The sequence below is a fragment of the Kribbella yunnanensis genome (assembly GCF_039529655.1).
GTDB classification, from domain to species: Bacteria; Actinomycetota; Actinomycetes; order Propionibacteriales; family Kribbellaceae; genus Kribbella; species Kribbella yunnanensis.
This window is the reverse complement of sequence record NZ_BAAANF010000042.1, coordinates 1-23,929: the sequence shown is the minus strand read 5'-3', so window position 1 is coordinate 23,929 and position 23,929 is coordinate 1. Positions and strand designations below refer to the sequence as shown.

The following is a 23,929-nucleotide window of genomic DNA, read 5'->3' as shown; positions in this document are numbered from 1 at the left end:
CCGCACGCTCGTTGGACAGGCGTGGACATCGACCCCGAGCTCTCCGTCGTGGTGCCGATGTACGACGAGGAAGCCGTGCTGCCGATGTTCTTCGAGCGGATGCACCCGCTGCTCGACGGCCTCGGTCTGCCGTACGAACTGCTGGTCGTCGACGACGGCAGCCGGGACGGTACGGCGCCGCTGCTGCTCGAGGCGGCCAAGGACTGGCCGCAGCTCCGGGTGATCCGGCTGCTGCGGAACAGCGGTCACCAGGCGGCGCAGTCGGCCGGTTTCCGCAGCGCCCGCGGTCAATACGTGGTCACCATCGACGCCGACCTGCAGGATCCGCCGGAGACGATCGCCGAGTTCCTGCACGTGATGCGCGAGCGCGACCTCGACGTCGTGTACGGCGTTCGCTCCGATCGCTCGAGTGATTCCTGGCCGAAGCGGACCACCGCGCGGCTGTACTACCGGCTGATGTGCCGCCTGGTCGGAAAGCAGATCCCGTTCGACGCGGGCGACTTCCGAATGGTGTCGCGTCGGGTGGTCGACGCCGTGAACGCCCTGCCCGAGGATGGTCGAGTGTTCCGCCTGGTGATCCCGTGGCTCGGCTTCCCGAGTGCCGAGGTGACGTACATCCGCGCCGAGCGCGCGGCCGGGTCGACGAAGTACAACCTGACCAAGATGACGCGGCTGGCCTTCGACAGCGTGACCGCGTTCTCAGCCGCGCCGCTGCGGCTGGCGACGTGGCTCGGCCTGCTCGGTGGCCTGATGTCCGCGCTGTTCGTCGTCGGTGCGCTGGTGATCAAGCTGACCGGTCGCGGTGTCCCCGGCTGGACGTCGACCGTGCTCGCGGTCAGTGTGATCGGCGCGATCCAGCTGCTTTGTCTGGGGTTGCTGGGTGAATACGTGGCTCGGCTGTTCCAGTCGAGCCAGCGCCGGCCGCAGTTCCTCGTCGGCTACGACAGCCTCGAAGACCAGAAGCGTGTGGAACCGGTAGCCACGCGGTGAAGCGGGCCTTGCCCTGGCTCCTCCCTCTCCTAGTCGCTGTTCATTCGCTGGACACACTCCGGTACGCCGCCTACTTCGCACTCGCGATCGCTTTGCCGGGAACCCTGCTCCTGCGGGCGGTCTGGCGCAGTCTGGGCAACTGGGCTGAGGACCTCGGCCTCGGTGCGATCGTCGGCGCCGCCTGGATGCTCGTCGGCTGGGCGTTGTTCACCGCAGTCGGCTGGCAACGCTGGCTGATCCTCTGGCCGCTGCTGACCCTTGCCGTCTTCGCTCTACCGCGGCTGCGTTCGCACTGGCGTATTGCCGAGCCGCAGCCGTTACCGCTGCGGTGGACTTGGGGACTCGCGATTGCCTCGGCGTTGATGCTCGCGGCCACCATCCGCGGTGTCATGGCGTACCACGTGATGCCGCCGGACGGGACGTCGTACTACCAGGACCTGCTGTACCACCTGTCGATGGTGAGTGAGCTGACGCGTGCAGTGCCGCCGGAACTGCCACAGGTCGTGGGCGAGCGGCTGGAGTACCACTGGTTCGCGAACGCCGACATGGCCGCGGCTGTCGACGTCGCTCGGCTCAGCCCAGTCATGGTGCTGTTTCGGTTGTGGGTGCTGCCATGGTTTGTGGTTGCGCTTCTGGTGTGTGCCACGCTCGCTCGGACAGTCAGCCGGACCTGGTGGACCGGAGTGCTCGCCGCGGCAGCTCTGACTGCGCCCCAGCTGTACCTGCTCGTCGACACCAGCATCAACGTGAATCCACCGGTCAGTTTCCTCAGCCCATCGCAGACCTTCGGCCTGATCGCCTGTGCCGCAGTCGGCATCTTCCTGATCGAGCTGCTCTTCCGCAACGGCCCTCGCTCGCTGTGGGTGCTCATCCTCGCGCTGGCCATCGTCGGTGGCGGTTCGAAGCCCACTGTGCTGCCGGTGCTGGTCGGTGCGGTCGGGCTGGCTGCTCTCTACCAACTCCGTCTTAAGACTGTCGTCGCTGGTGCCGTGTTGGTAGCGGTCGGTGCGCTCACGCTGCTCACGGTTGCTGGGAGCACCAGTGGTTCGCAGCTCCAGTTGCTGGCGATTCTGAAGACCAGCCCTGGCTATTCGAGCCTCACCGGCGACCACACCCCAGCAGGTGTTGGCGGACTAGTCGTCCCATCGCTGGTCCAGGGCGCGGTCATCGGCACCGGGTTGATGCTCCTCAGCGTTCTGCTGATCCAAGCCGCGTCCCTGGCCGGCTTCCTCGTCGTACGACGTGATCCGGTCGCGTGGTTCCTGATCGGCGCCATGGTGGTCGGCTGGCTCGGGTATCTGTTCATCGACCACCCGGGGGTCAGCGAGTCCTACTTCCTTTACACCGCCACACCGTTCAGCCTCGCCGCCGCGGGCTGGGTGGTCGCCACTGCTCGGAAACGCCTAGCGGTCGTGGCACTGGTGCTCTTGTTCATTTCACCGGTCAAGAGCTTCGTCCAGAACGCCGTCGAGGGTGACACCGAAGCAGGTCCGCTCTTCCGCTCCGCACCGCAGTGGGTCTACCCGGATGAGCAGGCGAGCGCGGCCTGGCTCGCACAGAACAGTGCGCCGACCGATGTGGTTGCGACCAACACCTGGTGCCGTCCGGTGACTGCGAAGGCCCCCGGCTGCGACGCCCGCGGCTACATCGTCAGCGGACTGGCCGGCCGCCGTACCGTCATCGAAGGCTGGGCCTACACCAACGAAGCCATGGCTGCGCAGGGCGTCGGCGGTCGGCGGTATACCGAGCAGCCGTCGCCCTGGCCCGACCGCGTCGCACTCGTCACCCAGGCCTTCGCCAACCCCACTCCCGACCTGCTGAAACGCCTCCACGACCAGTACGGCGTTCGCTGGCTGTACGCCGACTCGCGCGCCGGTGCCGTGTCGCCGAAACTCGCCGACCTGGCGCCGTTGCGACACAGCAACGGCAAGGTCAAAATCTACGACCTCGGAGGGTAGCGAAGCCGTAACATGGAGTCCGCGCAGGCCGTTAAGGTCTACGCAGGCCCGCCCGCCCCGGCGCCGATGCATGCGGAAGACGTGAATGCTCGGGAGGGCGGCACCATGCGGGCGACACGACCGGCGGCGTTGGTCTTGCTGACGGCTGTGGTGCTGGCGATGACAGGTGTGGAGACTGCCGCCTATCAGGTGCCGGTGGAGCCGTTCGAGCAAGGTGGTTCGGCGACTGCGACGATGCCGGGCTCAGGGCTGAAGCAGACGATCACGGTGGCCGGTGCGACCGAGCTGCTCGACGAGACCACCGCAGGCATCCGCGGTACCGGACCGACGACGTACAGCCCGCCGATCGCACGGACGACACCGGCGCAGGACCTGATCGTCAACACCGGCGACTGTGCGGCGATCGGGAGCTGCGGCGAGCGGGGTACGGTGACGATCGCGTTCAGCCGGCCGGTGCGCAATCCGGTGCTGCATCTGGCCGGGCTCGGCGGTGCGGTCACGCAGACCGTCAACGGCAAGCCGACCGCGCAGTCCGAGTTGCACTCCGTCCTGCGACTCACCACTCCGGGCCTCAGCCTGAGCAAAGCGGGGCAGGGCAACAACCTGGCGGTCACCAGCGACACCGTCACCGCCGCGAACCATGACACCGGTCCGAACTGCATCAACAGCAAGACCGGTACCGGTCCGGATGCCGGTGCGACTGCGGCGTGCGGTTCGGTCCGAGTGAACGGCGTTGTGAGCACGGTCCGCTTCGATGTGACGGCCTACTTCACCAAGCACGCCAAGCTGCCCGCGTTCAACACCACCTCCTCCGGTGACGCGTTCTCGGTGCTGGCCTCGGCTGGCGAGGACTTCGGCGACGTACCGGCGACGTACGGCGCGGCCTGGTCGGTGCTGAGCGATGTGCGGCTCGGCAAGGACGCCAGCGAGGACAACACCACGGTCGCCAACGCGACCACCGGTCCGACCACACCCGATGCCGCTGACGACGGTGTGATGTTCCCGCCGCTGAGGACGAACGCCACGTCGTACGGCGTCGAGGCCAAGCTCGCTGGTGCGTCGAAGCCCGGTCAGGTGTGCGCATGGCTCGATCTGGACCGCAACGGCTCGTTCGAGTCGAACGAACGCGCCTGTGCTGATTTCGCTGCCGGGCAGACGACGGTGAAGCTCAGTTGGCCGAAGTTCGCCAAGCCGACGGCCGGAGCGACGTACGCGCGGGTGCGGGTCGGGTACGGCGATGCTGTGGCGAAACCGACCGGTGCGGCCGACGCTGGTGAGGTCGAGGACTACGAACTGCAGATCACCCCGCCGCCACCGCCGGTTCTGCACGACGATGTCATCACTACTGCGTTCAACACCGATGTGTCGGTCAAGGTGCTTGGCAACGACCTGCCGGGTGATCCGGCCGCACCGCTCGAGCCGGGCTCGCTTTGCCTGCTTGATGGCGACAAGTGCGGCGTGCTGCTCAGCGTGGTCGGGCAAGCGAAGTACGTGGCCAAGCCGGACGGCACGGTCGCTGTAGAGCCGGTGCCTGGTTTCGTCGGGGTCGCCAAGCCGGTCAGCTACCGCGTGGCCGACAGCAATGGCATCACTGCAACCGCCAAGCTCACTGTCACTGTCGCGCTGCCTGCTGCTCCGGTGGCGGCTCCCGACACTGCAAAGACGCCGCAGAACGTTAGCCTCGCGCTCCGGCCGCTTGCGAACGACCAAGCAGCCCCAGGGGTGACGCTGGTCGCCGGCTCGGTGGTGCTGCGCGATCCGGCCGACACGAAGTTCAAGAAGACTGTGGTGATCCCCGGTGAGGGGCAGTACACCGCGAAGCCGACCGGAGCCGTCGACTTCGTCCCGGTGCGGCAATTCACCGGGGTCGGGACCTCCATCGGGTACCGCGTCACCGACACGACCGGTCAGACCGCCGAGTCCACCCTGACCGTCACCGTGACACCGGTGCAGCCGATCGCCAACGGGGACTCGGCCTCTACCGCGTTCGACACCGACGCCGTCGTACCGGTGCTGGACAACGACCTGCCGGGCTCACCGGATGCACCACTCGACCCCGCCACCCTGAAGCTGGTCGATCCGGTCAAGCACACGCTCGTGGACACCGTGACGATCGCGCGTGAGGGCACGTACGTGGTGGCCGGGGGCAAGGTCGCGTTCCAGCCGACTCACGGCTTCCATGGCGTCGGTACGCCGCTCACCTACCAAGTGCTCGACAAGAACGGGACTGCAGCTCGCGCCAAGCTCACAGTCGCCGTTGACGCGCCCGGACCGCCAGTGGCGAACCCAGACACGGTCGCCACGCTGCAAGGCCGGTCCGTCGTGGTCGCGGTCCTCGACAACGACAAGCCTGGCCCGACTGGCGCCGTACTGCGGCCGGACACCCTCCGACTCGTCCAGCCGACGCGCACCGAGCCGGTGACGTCGCTGGTCGTGCCCGGGCAGGGCAAATACACCGCGCGCCCGGACGGCAAGCTGCTGTTCGAGCCAGTGCCTGCATTCAGCGGTACGGCGACACCTGTCACCTACCAGGTCGCCGATGCGAACGGGGCGATCGGCAACGCGGTACTGACCATGCGCGTCACGAAGGTGCAGCCCGATGCGTCGGACGACAGCGCAGTGACTCCCTACGACACCGCAGTCACGGTTTCGGTGCTGTCCAACGACCAGGCCGGCGACCCAGCGGTCCCACTCGTGCCGAGCAGCGTGCGAGTCCTCGATCCGAAGACACAGGAGCCGAAGACCACAGTGGTCGTCGACGGCGAGGCGACGTACACGGTGACGCCGGACGGCGAGATCACGGTCGACCCACTGCCGACGTACGTGGGAGTGACGGCGGCGCTCATCTATCGCGTCGCGGACGTCAACGGTACGGCGGCCTCTGCGCAGCTGACCGTGACAGTCGCGAAGCCGCCTGCGCCGACCGCGAAACCGGACACCGCAACGGGGAAGCAGAACGTCCCGTTCACCCTGGACCCGCTCGCGAACGACACCGCTGGGCGCGGGACCGGGCTCGATCCGCTCAGTGTGGCGGTGCTGGATCCCGCTGACGGGTCGATGAAGAAGCTGGTGAAGGTTCCGGGACAGGCTGCCTACCAGGTGAATCCGGACGGGACGGTGACGGTCGATCCGCTGCCGGGCTTCACCGGTACGGCGACTGCGCTGACCTATCGGGTGATGGACTGGTTCGATCAGGTCGCTCGGTCGACGATCGCGGTGACCGTCACGCCGATCACTCCGGTGGCGGTCGACGACACCGCGCGGACGCCGTACGACAAGCCGGTCACTGTGCAGGTGCTCGCGAACGACAAGCCGGGCGACCCGACCGCACCGCTGCTGCCGACCAGCCTGCTGCTCACCGACCCGGCCGACGGGTTGCTGAAGGCAACGGTCAGCATCCTGAACGAGGGCGTCTACACCGCCGCCGGGGGAGCGGTCCGGTTCGATCCGGGCGCGACGTTCCGTGGGCCGGGGACGCCGCTGACCTACCAGGTGGGCGACAGCAACGGGACGCTGACGACGGCCAAGCTGACGATCGCAGTCGGCTTCCCACCGGTCGCGGTCGCGGACCGCGCTACCACGCTGCAGGACCTCACGGTGAGTGTGAACGTGCTGTCCAACGACAGCCCGGGTACCGACGCAGAACTCGATCCGACCACCGTTGAGTTGCTCGCGCCGGAAGCCCGGGCGAAGGGCTATGGGAAGACGATCACGGTGGCCGGGCAGGGGACCTACACCGTGCAGCCGACCGGGATGGTCGTCTTCGATCCGCTGCCGAAGTTCCACGGTCCGGCGACGCCGATCACCTATCGCGTCGCGGATTCCAACGGCACGTTCGGAACCTCGACACTCACGATGACGGTCACGCCGATCTGGCCGGTCGCGATGGACGACTCGGCGATCACGCCGTTCAACCAGGCGATCACGGTCGTCGTACTGGCCAATGACAAAGCGGGTGATCCGTCGGCGCCGCTGGTCCCGGCGAGTCTGGTGCTGAAGACGAAGGACGGGTACGGGAAGACGTTCACGCAGGCCGGTGAGGGCACCTACACGGTCACCGCCGACGGGTCGATCACGTTCGCGCCGGTGAAGGACTTCCAGGGGGTGACGACACCGGCGACGTACCGGATCGCTGACGACAACGGGACCACGGTCGAAGGCCTGCTGTTCCTGACGGTCGGCAAGGGGCCGGAGGCGGTCGCGGATGTCGCGACGACCAAGCAGAACGTGACGCTGGGCGTGGAACCGCTGGACAACGACAAGCCCGGGACCGGCGCCGAGCTGGAGAAGGGCTCGGTCGAGGTCTACTCCGTGAACACGCGGAGCTGGGTCCGGATCGCGGCGCTGACCGGCCAGGGGATCGTCACGGTCAACGAGACGACCGGTCGGGTGGTCGTCGATCCGGTGCCCGCCTTCCGCGGCGTACTGTCGATCGCCTATCGGGTGAAGGACTCCAGCGGCAACCTCGCGACGTCAACGATCGCGGTGACGGTCACGCCGGTGGTTCCGGTCGCGGCAGACGACAAGGCGGTCACGCCGTACGACACGGTGTTGACGGTGCCGGTGCTCGCGAACGACAAGCCCGGTGATCCGTCGGCGCCGCTGGGTGCGGTTCGGTTGATCGATCCGGGGTCCGGCGAGGTCGTGTCGGTGCTGGAGGTTGAGGGGCAGGGGCTGTTCACCGTGCAGCCTTCCGGTGGGGTGCGGTTCGCGCCGGCTGCTGGCTTCGTCGGTACGACGGTTCCGGTCGGCTACCAGGTGGTCGACGGCAACGGCACGATCGGTACGGCGACTGTGTCGGTCACCGTCCAGGCGCGTCCGGTCGCGCATCCGGATCAGGTGCGCACGAAGCAGCACCTGCCCGTGGTGATCGATCCGATCGCGAACGACGTACCAGGGCCGGGGGCGAAGTTCGATCCGGAGACGCTGCTGCTGGTCGGCCCCGATGCCGCGCTGGTCAGGCAGGTCACAGTCGCCGGACAGGGCGAGTACGTCGTTGCCGATGGCAAGGTCACGTTCACTCCGGAGGCACGGTTCGTCGGCGGCACGCGGCCGGTGGCCTACGAGGTGAAGGACAGCAACCGCAACCGCGCTCGCTCCACGCTCAGTGTGACGGTGACGCCGGTCCTGCCGGTGGTGCGCGACGACAGCGCCCGGACAGCCTTCGGTACGGCGGTCGCGGTCGACGTACTGAGCAACGACCGCCCCGGTGATGCATCAGCGCCACTGACCCCGGCGAGCGTCGTACTGCGTGATCCTGGGGACGGTCGCGACAAGAAGACCGTGACTGTCTCCGACGAGGGCGTGTTCGCGGTTGGTGCGGACGGGATCATCACGTTCACCCCGGTCAAGGACTTCATCGGCTCGACCAGGTCACTCGCCTACCGCGTCACCGACGAGAACGGCACCACTGGCAGCGCCCTCCTCGACGTCACCGTCGACCCACCCCGCCCAGCCCGCGCCAACGCCGACTCCGCAACCGGTTCACCCGGTGGCGCGGTCGCCGTCAACCCGTCTCTGAACGACACCGGCGCCACAGGTCCGGTCTGCCTCCGCGTAGATCCCGCCACCTGCACCCGCCAGACAACCACCACCGCCGGCACCTGGACCGTCACCCCCGACGGCACCATCCGCCTCACCCCGGCACCCGGCTTCACCGGCACCACCAAACTCACCTACGAACGCCCCTCCACCAACGGCGCACCCCCTGTAGCCGCCCCTATCCGCTTCACCATCGCCGCCACCCCCGCCCCAGACCCCCGCCTGCTCAATCGCGGCGACCTCCCCGAAACCGGCGGCCCCCCACCAGTCCTGCTAACCCTCGGCTCCCTCCTCACCGCCCTGGGCGCCACCCTCCTGGCCCTCGTCCGCTCCCGCCGCTGACTTCTGTACGGCGGAGGCTGGGGTTTCGCTGGTGGGTCCACCCATCAGCTTGTGGGTTCTCCACCCGCATGCGAGTCCAGAACCCACAACGACATGGGTCAACCCATCAAATGGGAGGCAGGACTACAGGTCGTGGATGAGCATGATTTCGTCGCGGTAGTCGTTGGGGGCTACGCGGATGGCTTGGGGGTGGCGGCCGACTATGCGGTAGCCGAGGGGTTGGTAGAAATGCTCCAGGCCCAGGCCGTCGCGGATGGTGAGTTGGAGTTGCTGCAGGCCCAGGTCGGTGGCTGAGCCGCGGAGGCCTTCCATCAGGATGCGGCCGGCGCCGGTGCCCTGGTGTTTCGGGTGGACCATGACGCGCAGGACTGTGCGCCAGTGTGCGTTGAGGGTGCTGCCGCGGTTCGAGAGCAGCCCCATGCCGGCGTACCGGGAACCGTCGTGCAGTACGCCGAGGAGGTCGGTTCCGGCGGCGACTCGGTCGAGGGCCTCGTCCAGCGTCTGGGCGACCTGTCGCACCGGTGCGGGGGCGGTGAAGCCGACTGCGCCGCCGGCGTCGGTTGCGGCCACCCAGGTGTCTAGCAGGTCCGCTTGCAACCCGGGGGCGCGGGCCTCGTCCGGTTCCACGACCACGTACTTCACGGCACCTCCATGTGCGACTGAGTTGCACTTAGTCTAGGGCGTGCCGCGCGGGGACCGTGGTGAGCTTGTCAGGGTTGCGGATCAGGTAGAGCTCGGTGATCAGGTCGCCGGAGGTCTGCACGAAGGCGACCGTGTCGGGCTCGTCGCCGTAGTAGACGACGAACGCGACCTCGCCGTTCAGAGCCACCGGCTGCAGGTCGAAGCCCGGGTAGGTGCTCATCACGCCGAACAGCCAGCGGGCGATCTTCTCGGCGCCGTGGATCGGGTTGAGCGCCGCGGTCTTCTTGCCACCGCCGTCGCTGATCAGGACCGAGTCCGGCGCCAGTAACGCGACGACCCGGGCGAAGTCGCCGGAACCGGCCGCCGCCATGAACTGCATGGTCAGCTCGGTGTGCCGGGCCTTGTCGACGCGGTGCCGGGGCTGCCGCGCGTGCACGTGCCCGCGGGCCCGATGAGCGAGCTGCCGTACGGCGGCCTCCGAGCGACCGAGCGTTTCGGCGATCTCGTCGTACGGCAGGTCGAAGACCTCGCGCAGCACGAACGTCGCGCGTTCCAGTGGGGAGAGCGTCTCCAGTACGACGAGCATCGCCATACTGACCGAATCCGCCAGCTCGACCGCGGCTTCGGGGTCGGTGGCCGGCGTCTCGCATCGCACGATCGGTTCCGGGAGCCACGGCCCGACATACTGCTCGCGGCGAGCCTTCTGCTGCCGGAGCCGGTTCAGCGCGAGCCGCGTGGTGATCCGGATCAGGTACGCGCGCACGTCTCGCACCTCGTCGTGGTCCACGCCGGCCCAGCGCAGCCAGGTCTCCTGCACGATGTCTTCCGCATCGCCGGCGCTCCCGACCACCCGGTACGCCGCACCCAGCAGCACCACCCGGTGCTCATCGAACTCCCGCGCCAGCTGGTCGTCCGTCATCCCGCCCACCTCTCGAAGTCTGCCGTACCTAGTGGGACACGACAGCCCTCCCAGTTGTGACAAGCGGTCAGGCCAGCACCTCCATCTGGATCACGGACACTCCTATTGCCACCAGGAGCGCTCCGCCGTACGCGAGGCTCCCGTCGAGGACCGGATGGAGGTGGCGGAAGAGCGCCACGAGCACCAGTCCGGCGAGCCAGCCGAGCAGGATGCCGGGGGAGAGGGCGAGTACCGCGAACGACACCGGGTTGCCGAACATCTCGTTCGGGGCCGGATGCCGATCGGCGTGGACTCCGAGCGCGATCACCGCCAGAATGCCGAACAGGGTCCAGCCCAGGTACACCAGATATGCGGTCTTCATGCATCTCAGCGTCCGGCGTGGAGCACCCGCCGCGCGTGAGTGGTTCTACCCGAACCCCCTGAGTAGTTGGATATTTTTCCATTGCATGGCATACTCATTCACATGAGCGTGAAGGTGGCGGTGGCCGGGGCCAGTGGTTACGCGGGAGGCGAGCTGCTTCGGCTGCTGAGTGCGCACCCCGAGGTTGAGATCGGCGCCCTCACCGCCGGCGGGAACGCCGGTACGGCGCTCGGAGCGCATCACCCGCATCTCGTGCCGCTGGCCGGGCGCATCCTGGTCGAGACCACGGCGGAGCAACTCGCCGGTCACGACGTGGTGTTCCTGGCGCTTCCGCACGGACAGTCCGCCGGACTCGCCGAGCAGCTCGGCGAGGACGTCACCGTGATCGACTGCGGCGCGGACTTCCGGCTGACCGAGGCCGAGACGTGGGTGGAGTTCTACGGCGGTGAGCACGCAGGCTCCTGGCCGTACGGGCTCCCGGAGCTCCCCGGTCAGCGGGACAAGCTCCGCGGTTCGCACCGGGTCGCCGTACCGGGTTGCTATCCGACTGTCTCCACCCTCGCGTTGCTGCCCGCCGTCCAGCGTGGCCTGGTCGACCCGACACAGCTCGTCGTGGTCGCCGTCAGCGGGACTTCCGGGGCCGGCAAGGCTCCGAAGGCGCACCTGCTCGGTGCGGAGGTGATGGGCTCCGCCTCGGCGTACGGCGTCGGTGGCGTGCACCGCCACACCCCCGAGATCGAGCAGAACCTCACGCCGTACGCCGAGGGTCCGGTGAGCGTTTCGTTCACCCCGGTCCTGGTGCCGATGTCACGCGGCATTCTCGCGACCTGTAGCGCACCTGCTGTTGAAGGCACCGACCTGGCGATGCTGCGGCAGGCCTACGAAGAGGCGTACGCCAACGAGCCATTCATTCACCTGCTGCCCGAGGGGCAGTGGCCGCAGACGCAGGCCACGCTCGGTGCGAACACCGTGCAGCTACAGGTCACGATCGACCAGCGCATCGGCCGCGTCGTTGTCGTGGCCGCCATGGACAACCTCACCAAGGGCACCGCCGGCGCAGCCGTGCAGTGCATGAACCTGGCCACCGGTCTCGACGAGACTCTGGCCCTGCCTCTCGTAGGAGTAGCCCCGTGACCGTAGCTGTCACTCCCGCCACCCAAGTCGATCGGAGCGCCGGAGTGACCGCGCCGGCCGGCTTCCGCGCGGCCGGGGTGATCGCCGGGATCAAGCCCGCCGGTACGCCGGACCTCACCGTGGTCGTCAACGACGGCCCGCATGACGTGGCCGCCGGAGTCTTCACCACCAACAAGGTGAAGGCCGCACCGGTGCTGTGGTCACAGCAGGTGCTCAGCGCCGGCAAGCTCAAGGCCGTGGTGCTCAACTCCGGTGGCGCAAACGCGTGCACCGGACCGGAGGGCTTCCAGGACACGCACAAGACCGCAGAGAAGCTGGCTGAGGTTCTGAAGGTCGGTGCGGCCGAGATCGGCGTCTGCTCGACCGGTCTGATCGGTGAGCGGCTCCCGATGGACAAGGTGCTCTCCGGTATCGACCAGGCAGTCGCTGCGCTGTCCCATGGCCCGGACGCCGGCCTGGACGCCGCCACCGCAGTCATGACGACCGACAACGTGCCGAAGCAGGCTGCGCTGACCACTCCGGGTGGGTGGAGCATCGGTGGGTTCGCCAAGGGCGCCGGGATGTGCGCACCGAACATGGCCACGATGCTCAGCGTGATCACGACTGACGCCGTACTGGATCAGCCGCATCTCGACCACGCGCTGCGGAACGCGGTCGGCAAGACGTTCAACCGGCTCGACGTCGACGGCGGTACGTCGACCAACGACACCGTGCTGCTGTTGAGCTCGGGCGCCTCCGGCGTGACGGTCAGTCCGGACGAGTTCGAGGCCGCGCTGACCGTGCTGGCTGGTGACCTGGTGAAGCAGTTGCAGGCCGACGCCGAGGGAGTCACCAAGCACGTCAGCATCACCGTGCAGAACGCAGCCACCGAGGCCGAGGCGCTGGCCGCGGCGAAGATCGTGGCCGAGGACAACCTCTGCAAGACCGCCTTCTTCGCCTCCGACCCGAACTGGGGCCGGATCGCGATGGCCGTCGGCAACGCCCCGACCGCGTTCGACCCGGCGCTGCTCGACATCACCCTGAACGGCGCCGCGATCTGCATCGCCGGCGGCAAGGGCGTCGACCGCTCCGAGGCCGACATCAGCGGCCTGGAGATCGACGTCGTGATCGACCTGCACGCCGGCCCGGCGTCCGCGACTGTGCTCACCACGGATCTGTCGCACGCGTACGTCGAAGAGAACTCGGCGTACTCGTCGTGACTGTGCACATGGCCACGCTCCGCGCGGCGGTTCCTGGGGCCTGGTTCCCGTCCTTCCCTCGTCGCTCCAGTCGCTGCGCTCCCTCCGCTCCTCAGTCCAGTCCGGGGGCCCCATGAACATGGCTGCAGCGGTGGAGAAGGTCGCCGTACTGACCGAGGCGTTGCCGTGGCTCAAGGAGTTCCACGGCAAGACGATCGTGGTGAAGTACGGCGGGAACGCGATGGTCGACGACAAGCTCAAGCAGGCGTTCGCCGAGGACATCGTGTTCCTCCGGTACGCCGGGGTCCGGGTCGTCGTGGTGCACGGCGGCGGACCGCAGATCAGCGAGATGCTTGGCCGGCTCGGCATCGACAGCGAGTTCCGCGGCGGGCTGCGGGTGACCACGCCCGAGGCTATGGACGTCGTCGGCATGGTCCTGGTCGGCAAGGTCGGTCGCGAGCTGGTCGGCCTGCTGAACGCGCACGGCCCGTTCGCGGTCGGTATGTCCGGTGAGGACGCCGGACTGTTCACCGCGGAGCGGCGGGGCGCGATGATCGACGGTGAGTCGGTCGACATCGGCCTGGTCGGCGATGTCGTCAACGTCCGCCCGGAGGCCGTGATCGACCTGATCGACGCCGGCCGGATCCCGGTCGTGTCCACGATCGCACCGGATGAGGACGGCCAGGCGCACAACGTGAACGCCGACACTGCGGCCGCTGCGCTGGCATCCGCGCTCGGGGCGGAGAAGCTCGTCGTACTGACTGATGTGGCCGGCCTCTACCGCAACTGGCCGGACAGCGAGGACATCATCACCCAGATCGACGCGACTGAGCTCGCTGAGCTGCTGCCGTCGCTGGCGTCCGGCATGGTCCCCAAGATGGAGGCCTGCCTGCGCGCAGTGCAGTCCGGCGTCTCCCGGGCCACCGTGATCGACGGCCGCGTACCGCACTCGCTACTGCTCGAAATCTTCACCGACGCCGGCTCAGGAACCCAGGTGATCCCGTCATGACCGAGTTGCTCACTGTCGATGGCACACAGGCCGCACTGACCGAGCGCTACGCCGGTGCGTTGATGAACACCTTCGGTGCGCCTAAGCGGGTGCTGATCCGCGGCGAGGGCGCCTACCTATGGGACGCCGACGGCAACAAGTACCTCGACCTGCTCGGCGGACTCGCGGTGAACTGCCTCGGCCACGCGCACCCGTTCGTGGTCTCCGCGGTCACCTCGCAGCTCGCCACCCTCGGCCACGTCTCGAACTTCTTCGCCTCCGCCCCACAGATCGCACTGGCCGAGAAACTGCTCAGTCTCTTCGATGCGCCAGGCAAGGTGTTCTTCACGAACTCCGGCACCGAGGCGAACGAGGCGGCGTTCAAGATCACCCGGCGGACCGGCCGGACCAAGATCGTCTCCACCATCGGCGCCTTCCACGGCCGCACGATGGGCGCCCTCGCGCTGACCTGGAAACCGGCGTACCGGGAAGCTTTCGCGCCACTGCCGGGTGACGTCACCTTCGTCCCGTACGGCGACGCTGACGCGCTCGCGGCCGCGGTCGACGACCAGACGGCGGCCGTCGTACTGGAGCCGATCCAGGGCGAGAACGGCGTCGTCGTACCCCCGGACGGCTACCTGCAGGCGGCCCGCCGGATCACCACCGAACACGGCGCACTGCTGTGGCTCGACGAGATCCAGACCGGCGTCGGCCGGACCGGCTCCTGGTTCGCCTTCCAGTCCGAAGGCATCACGCCCGACCTCGTCACCCTCGCCAAGGGCCTCGGCGCCGGCATCCCCATCGGCGCCTGCGTAGGTCTGGGCGCCGCCGCCGACCTCCTCCAACCCGGCAACCACGGCACAACGTTCGGCGGCAACCCAGTCGCCGCGATCGCCGGCCTCGCGGTGTTGACCGTCATCGAGCGCGACGGCCTACTGGCCCAAGTCAATGCCGTAGGCAACCACCTCGCCTCGTCCTTGATCGCCCTGGACCACCCCCTGATCGCCGGCGTCCGCGGCCGCGGCCTACTCCTCGCCATCGAGCTGACCCAACCAGTCTCCGACCAGGTAGCAGCCCTCGCCCTAGAAGCCGGCTTCGTCATCAACAACCCCATCCCCAACGCCCTCCGCCTCGCACCCCCCTACATCCTCAGCAAGGCCGACGCAGACAGCTTCGTCGCCGCCCTCCCCACCCTCCTCGACCAGGTGAAGGTGTCATGACACCCGCACCCGTCACCCCACCCGCCGCACTTCCCGCGCCCCTCACCACAGGTTCGGAGGCCTCATGACCGTCCGGCACTTTCTGAGAGACGACGACCTCAGTCCGGTCGAGCAGGACGAAGTACTGACGTTGGCTCAACAGCTGACCAGCGACCGGTTCGGGCATCAACCGCTCGCCGGGCCGAAGTCGGTGGCGGTGATCTTCGACAAGGCTTCGACGCGGACGCGGATCTCGTTCGCGGTGGGGATCGCGGAGCTTGGTGGTGCGTCGCTGATCATCGACGCGCAGACCTCGCAGATGGGTCGTGGTGAGCCGATCGCCGACACCGCTCGGGTGCTCGACCGGCAAGTGGCCGCGATCGTCTGGCGGACCGCGGGGCAGACCCGGATCGACGAGATGGCCGCAGCCTCTCAGGTACCCGTGGTCAACGCGCTTACCGACGAGTTCCACCCGTGCCAGATCCTCGCCGACCTACTCACCATCCGGCAGCACAAGGGCTCCACAGCCGGCCTGAAGCTCGTCTACTTCGGCGACGGCGCGAACAACATGGCCCACTCATACCTGCTCGGCGGCGCCACCGCCGGCATGCACGTCGTCATCGCATCACCCGCAGACTTCCAGCCGGACCCCGCGATCCTGGAGCGGGCCGTTGAGATCGCAGCCGAGACAGGTGGCTCGGCTGCGTGGACCGACGACCCATACGCCGCAGTCGACGGCGCAGACGTGATCGCCACCGACACCTGGGTGTCGATGGGTCAGGAGGGCGAGGCTGCCCTCCGAGAGGCGCCGTTCGTGCCGTATGCGGTGACTGAACAGCTGCTCGCGAAGGCAAATTCAGACGCGATCGTGCTGCACTGCCTCCCGGCGTACCGCGGCAAGGAGATCGAGGCCGCGGTCCTCGACGGGCCACAATCGGTCGTGTGGGACGAAGCAGAGAACAGACTGCACGCGCAGAAGGCGCTGCTGTCGTGGCTGCTGGCTAGGAGTTTCAACGCATGACCCAGCGAAGCGACCTGTTGAAACACAGCGCCGTTCCGACGACGAAAACGGCACGACAGCAGCGGATCGTGGACCTGCTCGGCCGGCAACCAGTCCGGTCGCAGACCGAGCTGGCCGACCTGCTGTCCGCCTCCGGGCTGGTGGTCGGCCAGGCGACGCTGTCCCGCGACCTGGTCGAGATCGGAGCGGTCAAGGTTCGCGACTCCTCCGGCCAGCAGGTGTACGCCGTACCGGGGGAGGGCGGTGACCGCACTCCGCGCGCCGGTGAGGCGGCCGCGTTCGAGGCCCGCCTGGCGCGAGTAGCGAACGAACTGCTCGTCTCGGCCGAGGGCAGCGCCAACCTGGTCATCCTGCGAACCCCGCCGGGAGCGGCCCAGTACCTCGCGTCGGCGATCGACCACGTGGGACTGGACGACGTTCTCGGCACCATCGCCGGCGACGACACCGTGATGATCGTCAGCCGCAACCCGGCCGGCGGCGAGGCACTGGCCGCCAGACTGCTCTCCCTCGCCGCCCGCGAGCCCAGGTAGTTGCGAACGCTCCCGCCGGTTCGCGCCAAGTACGAGGCGACGGTAGACCGGCGAAGGGGGAACACGGGATGGACGACTGGTTCGCGGCACAGGTGGAACGGCATGGACCGGACATCCATGCCTACCTGAGCCGCCGGACGGCCGACGGGGTCGCGGATGACCTGCTCGGTGACGTGTGGGTGGCCGCGTACGGCGGGCGCTCCGGATTCGACCCGAATCTCGGCACACCGCGGGCGTGGCTGTTCGGTGTCGCCCGGCACGTGCTGCACGGTCACTACCGCAAGCACCGGCTTCGCAGCACCATGGCTCGCGTCATCGGTATCGATCGCCCGGCCGACGAGACCGCCGCGATCGACTCCCGCCTGGATGCCGCAGCGCTCGCACCGCAGCTACGCGCCGGCCTGCGGTCGCTGCCAACAGCTGAACGCGACCTGCTGCTCCTGGTCGCCTGGGAGAACCTCAGCCCGACCGAAGCCGCACAGGTGCTCGGCATCCCCGCCGGTACCGCCCGCTCCCGGCTGCACCGCGCCAGACAACGCATGGACGAACGCCTCTCCGGTTCGGCCCAAGTAGTGGACGAAACCACCCGACAGGAGGCTGACCGATGAACGACGACAACTGGACCACCCTGCAGTCCGCGGGCAAGGTCCCGCCGCCCTCACCCGAGGTGCTCGCCCACGCCGCCCAGCGCGTCGAACAGACCGCATCCCGCAGCACCCGCCGCCGTACAGTGCGCCGCTTGCTCGCACCCGCCCTGGCAACCACGGCGACCGCAGCGGTCATCGGCGTCGTAGCGCTACAGCAGGGCGGCACCCCCACCGCGATACCGGTCGCACCGGCCAATACCCCCACCGTTTCCGCCACCACCTACCCGCCGAGCAAGCCGCTGGGTGACCCCAACGTCTCGCACTCCTGCGCTTACCCACTCACGCCGGAGCGGTTCGCCAAGGTGCCGGTCGCCTTCGACGGCACCGTGCTCTCCGCGGTGGAGATCCCCCGGGCCGACGAGTCCTGGCCCGCGAGCTGGAACGTGACCTTCGAGGTGAACGAGTGGTTCCGGCCGGGCAGCGGCAAGCAGCAGTTCACCGTGCAGATGGGGATCGGGCCGGGCCACCTGGTCCAGTCGAGCGAGACCCACGGCTACGAGATCGGCGATCGGCTCCTGATCTCCGGGTACCCGAGAACAGAAGGTGGCGACCCGCTGGACCGACCGTTTGCCGGCGCCTGCGACTTCAGCCGGACGTATGACGAACCGACCGCCGCTACCTGGCGGAAGGTTTTCGGTAAGTGACTGAGAGGATGTTGGTGTGAGTTCAGGTGAGAGTGCAGCCCTGTGGGGTGGACGGTTCGCGGGCGGGCCGGCCGACGCGCTGGCGGCGTTGAGCAAGTCGACGCAGTTCGACTGGCGACTGGCGCCGTACGACATCGCGGGGTCGAAGGCCCACGCAAAGGTGCTGCACCGAGCGGGGCTGCTGACCGACGCGGACCTGGACGCGATGCTCGCTGGGCTGGACGGTCTGCTGGCCGATGTCCTCAGCGGCGCGTTCCTGCCGGCTGAGGACGACGAGGACGTGCACACCGCGCTGGAGCGTGGGTTGCTGGAGCGCCTCGGGGCTGAGCTGGGTGGGCGGCTGCGCGCCGGCCGCTCCCGGAACGACCAGGTCGCCACGCTGTTCAAGAGCTACCTGCGCGAGCACGGTCGCATCATCGCCCGCCTGGTCCTGGAGCAGGTCAACACACTCGCAGACCAGGCCGAGAAGCACCTCGGTGTCGCCATGCCCGGCCGGACGCACCTGCAGCACGCACAGCCGGTTCTGCTCTCTCACCACCTCCTCGCGCACGCCTGGCCGCTCATCCGCGACCTGGACCGGCTCGCCGACTGGGACGCCCGCGTTGCGGCCGATTCGCCGTACGGGTCTGGTGCACTGGCCGGCAGTTCGCTCGGTCTGGACCCGCAGTACGTCGCCACCGAGCTCGGCTTCACGAACTCCTCGGCGAACTCGATTGACGGTACGGCGTCCCGGGACTTCGTCGCGGAGTTCGCCTTCGTCACCGCGCAGGTCGGAATCGACCTGTCCCGGCAGGCCGAGGAGGTGATCATCTGGGCGACGAAGGAGTTCGGTTTCGTCGAGCTGGACGACGCGTTCTCGACCGGGTCGAGCATCATGCCGCAGAAGAAGAACCCGGATATCGCCGAGCTCGCCCGCGGTAAGGCAGGCCGGCTGATCGGCAACCTGAGCGGACTGCTCGCGACCCTGAAGGCGCAGCCGCTGGCCTACAACCGCGACCTGCAGGAGGACAAGGAGCCGGTCTTCGACTCCATCGACACCCTCGAGGTGCTGCTGCCCGCGTTCACCGGGATGATCCGCACCCTGCGCTTCAACACCGAGCGCCTCGAGGAGCTGGCCCCGCAGGGCTTCTCACTCGCAACGGATATCGCCGAGTGGCTGGTCCGGCAGCAGGTCCCGTTCCGGGTCGCGCACGAGCTGGCCGGTGCCTGCGTCCAGGAGTGCGAGAAGCGCGGCATCGAGCTGTGGGACCTCACCGACTCCGACCTGGCAGCAATCTCACCGCTACTCACGCCGGACGTCCGCACGGTCCTCACCGTCGAAGGCTCACTCGCCTCCCGCAACACCCGCGGCGGTACGTCGGTAGACCAGGTCACCCACCAGTTGGCCGAACTACACGCCCGCGCCGCCCAGTACACCGCCCGCCTCTCGTAGTGCGCCGCTCCCAGCTAGCGGGGCCCGTCCTAGACGTCGCCCCGCTACTACTAGGCACAGTCCTCCGCACCACCACAGCGGAAGGCACAGTCGCAGTTCGCATGACCGAGGTGGAGGCCTACGACGGCCCCAACGACCCCGGCTCGCACGCCTACCGAGGCCAGACACCTCGCAACGCCGTCATGTTCGGCCCACCCGGCCACCTCTACGTCTACTTCACCTACGGCATGCACTTCTGCATGAACGTAGGAGTCGGCCCCGCCGGCACCCCGTCAGCCGTCCTGCTCCGCGCAGGCGAAGTCATCGAGGGAGTGGACCTAGCCCGCACCCGCCGAGGAAACCCCACTTCCAAGTCGAACCGAGACCTGGCGCGGGGTCCCGCTCGTCTGTGTGTTGCTCTCGGCATCGATCGGGAGCAGGACGGGGTGGACCTGCTGGCGAAGGACTCTCCGGTCCGCCTCCTCGACGGACCGGGCTTCGACGGTACGCCGTCCACCGGTCCTCGCGTGGGTCTCCGCGAAGCGCCCGACTGGCCTTGGCGGTTCTGGATCCCCGACGACCCGACAGTCTCGCCGTACCGCCCGCACGTCCCCAAACGTCGTACCTAGCGGTTCGCCAGCTCGACGACGTACTCCAGCTGTGGCAGACCGTGCTCCACCTCCGGGTCCGGGAACAACCCGATGTGGTGCACCCCAGCAGCCTCCAACTGATCCAGGTGCGCCGCCGCGTCCTCGACAGTCCCGACAGCACCGATCGCCGTCCACCAGTCGACCGGCATTCCGACCAGGCCAGCCTCACCGGACTCGGCGTACAACTTCTCCAGCTCGTCGAAGAACGGCAGCGCAGCAACCCCGGCGTACTTCGTCCGGATCCGCTCACCCAGCCACGGCGCAGTCCACTCGTACGCCGCCTTCCGGTCCGGCCGCACGCACATCGCCGTGAACACCGCGACCACGAACCCCTCCGGGTTCCCAGCTAGCTCCAGCGACTGCCGCACGTACGCCGGCGTGGCCGGCTCGGCCAGCACCAGCCCACCGCCGACCCTCCCGGCCAGCTGCATCGACTTCGGCCCCATGACACCCAGCAGAATCGGCGGCGGAGTCACCGGGGGAGCGTCGAGCAGCACGTCCTTCAGGTACACCGTCTTGCCCTCGAAGCTGACCTTCTCCCCAGCCAGCAGCCGAGTGACCGTCGTCGTCACCTCGTCGAGCGCAGTGAGCGGCGACTTCGCCCGCACACCCATCTGCCCCATCCACTCCTGCACACCGTGCCCGATCCCCGGCAGAAAACGCCCAGGCGCTAGAGCCTCTAGCGTCGCGAACTCCATCGCGGTGACAGCCGCCGTACGCGCGACCGCAGGGACGATCCCGAGCCCGACAGTCAGTCGCTCGGTCGACGCCAGCGCAGCGGACACCAGCGACGGTCCGGCGGTGTAGAAGCAGTCCTCGATGATCCATAGCTCGTCGGCACCACCAGCCTCGAGTCGGCGGGCCACATCGGTCACCAGGGCGGCGGGAAAGGTCCGGGGGAAGCACATCCCGACAGCAGCAGCGGTCTGAGTCATGCGAAGACCGTAGAGGCTGGCACCGACAGTTCGGTAAAGGTCTGTCCAGGCGTCAGCTCCGGTGCGCGTAGCGGCCCCGCCTGCGGGTAGGTTTCGGGTATGGCCCGTCCGCACTACGCATCCCGTCTCGAGGACTGGTTCAACCTGGGGGTGCAAGCGATTCTCCGGCGCCGCGGGTGGCGCGAGCGGATCATCCCGCAGGTCGGTTACGGCACCACGGAGTGCGTGCGGGTGCTGGCACGCGTCGTACTGGGTCGTGACCCGCGCAACCAGCCGCGGTTCGACGAGGACCAGGTGGTGCGTGGCTGGCGAGTCTTCGTCACCGCGCCGGCAGTGAAGGTCCCAGTGACCGTCACGGTCGAGGGGCAGACGTTCGAGACCGTGACCGACCGGGGCGGCCTGGTCGACTTCACCGTGCCGGTGGTGCTGCCACCGGGATGGCACGAGATCAATCTGGGTGTGCACGGTGAGCGGCAGGCCAGAGCGAGCATCTTCGTCCCGGATCCGGAGGCGAAGTTCGGACTCCTCAGCGACATCGACGACACCGTCATCCTGACGATGCTGCCGCGGCCACTGATCGCAGCCTGGAACACGTTCGTCCGCGAGGAGCAGGCGCGTCGTGTCGTCCCCGGCATGGCCGAGATGTACCAGGAGCTGCTGGCCGACCACCCGGGTGCGCCGATCTTCTACCTCAGCACCGGTGCCTGGAACACAGCACCGACACTCACCCGCTTCCTGGCTCGCCACGGCTACCCGCTCGGCCCGCTCCTGATGACCGACTGGGGACCGACCAACACCGGCTGGTTCCGCAGCGGCCAGGAGCACAAGCGAACCGCGCTGCGCCGGCTAGCTCGCGAGTTCCCCGACGTGCGCTGGGTGCTGGTCGGTGACGACGGCCAGCACGACCCCCAGCTGTACGGCGACTTCGCGCAGTCGCACCCGGATCACGTGCGGGCCATCGGCATCCGTCAGCTGACCCCGGCCGAGCAGGTGCTGTCCCACGGTCTGCCCGTACCGAACCAAGACCCCGGTGCGCACGATCCGCACCGGCCGACGGCGGCAACGGTGCAGGGGCCGGACGGACATGCGCTCCGGCCGCAGCTGCGCGACATCCTCGCCCGGCCCGAGCCCAGTTAGGCCCGGCTCCTCGTCGTACAGGACACTTGGGGTGTACCGACGTACTCGAGGAGAACAAGTGACGGACAGCGGGACCGAACGCCGTACTCAGGTGCTGGATGAGTTGGAGAGCCGCGGACTGATCGCGCACTCCACCGATCCGGACGCGCTGCGCAGCGCCATGGCGGCTGGACCGATCACTTCCTATGTCGGCTTCGACCCCACAGCACCCAGCCTGCACATGGGCAACCTGCTGCAGTTGCTGACGCTGCGCCGGCTCCAGCTGGCCGGTCACAACCCGATCGGTCTGGTCGGCGGTGCCACCGGACTGATCGGTGACCCCAAGGAGAGTTCCGAGCGGGTGCTGAACCCGAAGGACGTCGTGGCCCAATGGGTCGAGCGGGTGCGCGGGCAGGTGGAGAAGTTCATCGACTTCGACGAGTCGCTGCCGAACCCGGCCCGGATCGTCAACAACTACGACTGGACCAAGGACCTCAACACCCTCGACTTCCTGCGGGACATCGGCAAGCACTTCCCGGTGAACCGGATGCTCGGGCGCGAGGTGGTCAAGGCGCGGCTGGAGCAGGGGATCAGCTACACGGAGTTCAGCTACGTGCTGCTGCAGTCGCTGGACTACCTGGAGCTCTACCGCCGCCATGGCTGCACGCTGCAGACAGGCGGTAGCGACCAGTGGGGGAACCTGACAGCCGGCGTGGAGCTCATCCGACGCTCCGACGCGGGCAAGGCACATGCGCTTGCCACCCCACTGGTGACCAAGGCCGACGGGACGAAGTTCGGCAAGACGGAGTCCGGCACAGTGTGGCTGGACCGCGAGCTGACTTCGCCGTACGCGTTCTACCAGTTCTGGTTCAACACCGACGACCGCGACGTGATGCAGCTGGTGCGGTACTACACCTTCCGCACGGACGAGGAGATCGCGGAGCTAGAGCAGGCGACTGCCGAGCGACCACATGCTCGGGAAGCGCAGCGAGTGCTCGCGGAGGACATCACGACGTTGGTGCACGGTGAGGGGGAGACCCGCGCTGTGCAGGAGGCGTCGAAGGCGCTCTTCGGCCAGGGGGAGCTCGCCGCGCTGGACGGCGAGACCCTGCGCGCTGCACTGCGCGAAGCACCACACGTAGAACTGGCCGCCGGCGAAGCGATGCCGACGTACGGCGATCTGCTGGTGAAGTCCGGCCTGGTCGCCAGCAAGTCGGCCGCGCGACGCACGGTGGCCGAGGGCGGTGGGTACCTCAACAACGAGAAGGTGAAGGACCCTGAGTACGTGCCTGGTGCAGAGGATCTGTTGCCTGGTGGCGTGCTGGTCCTGCGGCGTGGGAAGCGGTCGTTCGCGGGAGTGCTGCACTCCCACAACTAGGTTGCCGGGGGCAAATTACAAGCTTGTGATTCAGCCCACCGGAAACCGATTTGACCGTCCACCCGGCAGCCACGTAATCTTCTTCTTGTTGGAAGCGAGTGCAGGACGCTGAAGCGGCCGGACCTTCCAACTCCCCCCAAGCTAGTGCAGCTGAAACGCGTCTACGGACTCGGGTCGGCAGCCTCCCAAGTGGGGAGAGAGTCGGAAAAATCAAGACTTGACTTGGTTGATCCACTCCGGTAAAGTACTGCAGGTTGCCCCGGAAGCCCTGAACCGTAAGGTTCGGCTGCGGTGTGCGTCCGATTCTTGAGAACTCAACAGCGTGCCGAAAGTCAATGCCGAAAT

At 68.0% G+C, this 23,929-nt stretch carries 19 protein-coding genes; 15 read left to right on the top strand and 4 right to left on the bottom strand.

Annotated elements, in window-relative coordinates; genetic code table 11:
- Positions 1 to 21 precede the first annotated feature (21 nt).
- The 3 genes from ABD231_RS41545 (at position 22) to ABD231_RS41535 (ending at position 8,831) form a co-directional block, all read left to right on the top strand.
- Positions 22 to 990 (top strand): glycosyltransferase family 2 protein, encoded by a 969-nt coding sequence (locus ABD231_RS41545; protein WP_344165888.1) that lies wholly within the window; start codon positions 22 to 24, stop codon positions 988 to 990.
- Positions 987 to 2,948, top strand: coding sequence for a hypothetical protein (locus ABD231_RS41540; protein ID WP_344165886.1), 1,962 nt, complete (start codon positions 987 to 989; stop codon positions 2,946 to 2,948). Before ABD231_RS41545 ends, ABD231_RS41540 begins: the two co-directional genes overlap by 4 nt.
- A gap of 105 nt (positions 2,949 to 3,053) precedes the next feature.
- A complete protein-coding gene (locus tag ABD231_RS41535) occupies positions 3,054 to 8,831 on the top strand; it encodes an Ig-like domain-containing protein (RefSeq protein WP_344165884.1) in 5,778 nt (1,925 codons plus the stop codon).
- 123 nt (positions 8,832 to 8,954) lie between these two features.
- Here the strand turns inward: ABD231_RS41535 and ABD231_RS41530 are convergent, their stop codons facing one another.
- From ABD231_RS41530 to ABD231_RS41520, 3 genes are all read right to left on the bottom strand, one after another.
- Positions 8,955 to 9,473, bottom strand: coding sequence for a GNAT family N-acetyltransferase (locus ABD231_RS41530; RefSeq protein ID WP_344165882.1), 519 nt, complete (start codon positions 9,471 to 9,473; stop codon positions 8,955 to 8,957).
- 28 nt (positions 9,474 to 9,501) lie between these two features.
- The gene (locus ABD231_RS41525) at positions 9,502 to 10,392 is read right to left on the bottom strand and encodes an RNA polymerase sigma-70 factor (protein ID WP_344165880.1); all 891 of its coding nucleotides are present in this window, start codon (positions 10,390 to 10,392) and stop codon (positions 9,502 to 9,504) included.
- Positions 10,393 to 10,459: 67 nt separating this feature from the next.
- Positions 10,460 to 10,753, bottom strand: a complete 294-nt coding sequence (locus tag ABD231_RS41520; protein ID WP_344165877.1) for a hypothetical protein — start codon at positions 10,751 to 10,753, stop codon at positions 10,460 to 10,462.
- Positions 10,754 to 10,855: 102 nt separating this feature from the next.
- Here ABD231_RS41520 and argC point away from each other — a divergent pair, with 102 nt between their 5' ends.
- From argC to ABD231_RS41470, 10 genes are all read left to right on the top strand, one after another.
- Positions 10,856 to 11,887 carry an N-acetyl-gamma-glutamyl-phosphate reductase gene (argC, locus tag ABD231_RS41515; protein WP_344165875.1) on the top strand — a complete coding sequence of 344 codons (1,032 nt, stop codon included), beginning with the start codon at positions 10,856 to 10,858 and terminating at the stop codon, positions 11,885 to 11,887.
- Positions 11,884 to 13,086, top strand: coding sequence for a bifunctional glutamate N-acetyltransferase/amino-acid acetyltransferase ArgJ (gene argJ, locus ABD231_RS41510; RefSeq protein WP_344165873.1), 1,203 nt, complete (start codon positions 11,884 to 11,886; stop codon positions 13,084 to 13,086). The genes argC and argJ overlap by 4 nt, the downstream gene beginning before the upstream one ends.
- A gap of 112 nt (positions 13,087 to 13,198) precedes the next feature.
- On the top strand, positions 13,199 to 14,074 hold the full coding sequence (argB, locus tag ABD231_RS41505; protein ID WP_344165871.1) for an acetylglutamate kinase: 876 nt from the start codon (positions 13,199 to 13,201) through the stop codon (positions 14,072 to 14,074).
- The gene (locus ABD231_RS41500) at positions 14,071 to 15,273 is read left to right on the top strand and encodes an acetylornithine transaminase (protein ID WP_344165868.1); all 1,203 of its coding nucleotides are present in this window, start codon (positions 14,071 to 14,073) and stop codon (positions 15,271 to 15,273) included. Before argB ends, ABD231_RS41500 begins: the two co-directional genes overlap by 4 nt.
- A 64-nt stretch (positions 15,274 to 15,337) precedes the next feature.
- Positions 15,338 to 16,273 carry an ornithine carbamoyltransferase gene (gene argF / locus ABD231_RS41495; RefSeq protein ID WP_344165865.1) on the top strand — a complete coding sequence of 312 codons (936 nt, stop codon included), beginning with the start codon at positions 15,338 to 15,340 and terminating at the stop codon, positions 16,271 to 16,273.
- On the top strand, positions 16,270 to 16,803 hold the full coding sequence (locus tag ABD231_RS41490) for an arginine repressor (protein ID WP_344165862.1): 534 nt from the start codon (positions 16,270 to 16,272) through the stop codon (positions 16,801 to 16,803). The genes argF and ABD231_RS41490 overlap by 4 nt, the downstream gene beginning before the upstream one ends.
- A 68-nt stretch (positions 16,804 to 16,871) precedes the next feature.
- Complete coding sequence (locus ABD231_RS41485; protein ID WP_344165859.1) at positions 16,872 to 17,411, top strand: RNA polymerase sigma factor; 540 nt, start codon at positions 16,872 to 16,874, stop codon at positions 17,409 to 17,411.
- Positions 17,408 to 18,094, top strand: coding sequence for a hypothetical protein (locus ABD231_RS41480; RefSeq protein ID WP_344165857.1), 687 nt, complete (start codon positions 17,408 to 17,410; stop codon positions 18,092 to 18,094). Before ABD231_RS41485 ends, ABD231_RS41480 begins: the two co-directional genes overlap by 4 nt.
- A gap of 16 nt (positions 18,095 to 18,110) precedes the next feature.
- A complete protein-coding gene (gene argH, locus ABD231_RS41475; protein WP_344165854.1) occupies positions 18,111 to 19,526 on the top strand; it encodes an argininosuccinate lyase in 1,416 nt (471 codons plus the stop codon).
- Positions 19,526 to 20,134 carry a DNA-3-methyladenine glycosylase gene (locus ABD231_RS41470; RefSeq protein ID WP_344165851.1) on the top strand — a complete coding sequence of 203 codons (609 nt, stop codon included), beginning with the start codon at positions 19,526 to 19,528 and terminating at the stop codon, positions 20,132 to 20,134. Before argH ends, ABD231_RS41470 begins: the two co-directional genes overlap by 1 nt.
- Here ABD231_RS41470 and ABD231_RS41465 read toward each other — a convergent pair.
- Positions 20,131 to 21,090, bottom strand: coding sequence for an LLM class flavin-dependent oxidoreductase (locus tag ABD231_RS41465; RefSeq protein WP_344165848.1), 960 nt, complete (start codon positions 21,088 to 21,090; stop codon positions 20,131 to 20,133). The two genes, ABD231_RS41470 and ABD231_RS41465, sit on opposite strands and share 4 nt — an antisense overlap.
- Before the next feature lie 99 nt (positions 21,091 to 21,189).
- Here ABD231_RS41465 and ABD231_RS41460 point away from each other — a divergent pair, with 99 nt between their 5' ends.
- Positions 21,190 to 22,227, top strand: coding sequence for an App1 family protein phosphatidate phosphatase (locus ABD231_RS41460; protein WP_344165845.1), 1,038 nt, complete (start codon positions 21,190 to 21,192; stop codon positions 22,225 to 22,227).
- 58 nt (positions 22,228 to 22,285) lie between these two features.
- Complete coding sequence (tyrS, locus tag ABD231_RS41455; RefSeq protein WP_344165842.1) at positions 22,286 to 23,584, top strand: tyrosine--tRNA ligase; 1,299 nt, start codon at positions 22,286 to 22,288, stop codon at positions 23,582 to 23,584.
- The last annotated feature ends 345 nt before the right edge of the window (positions 23,585 to 23,929 follow it).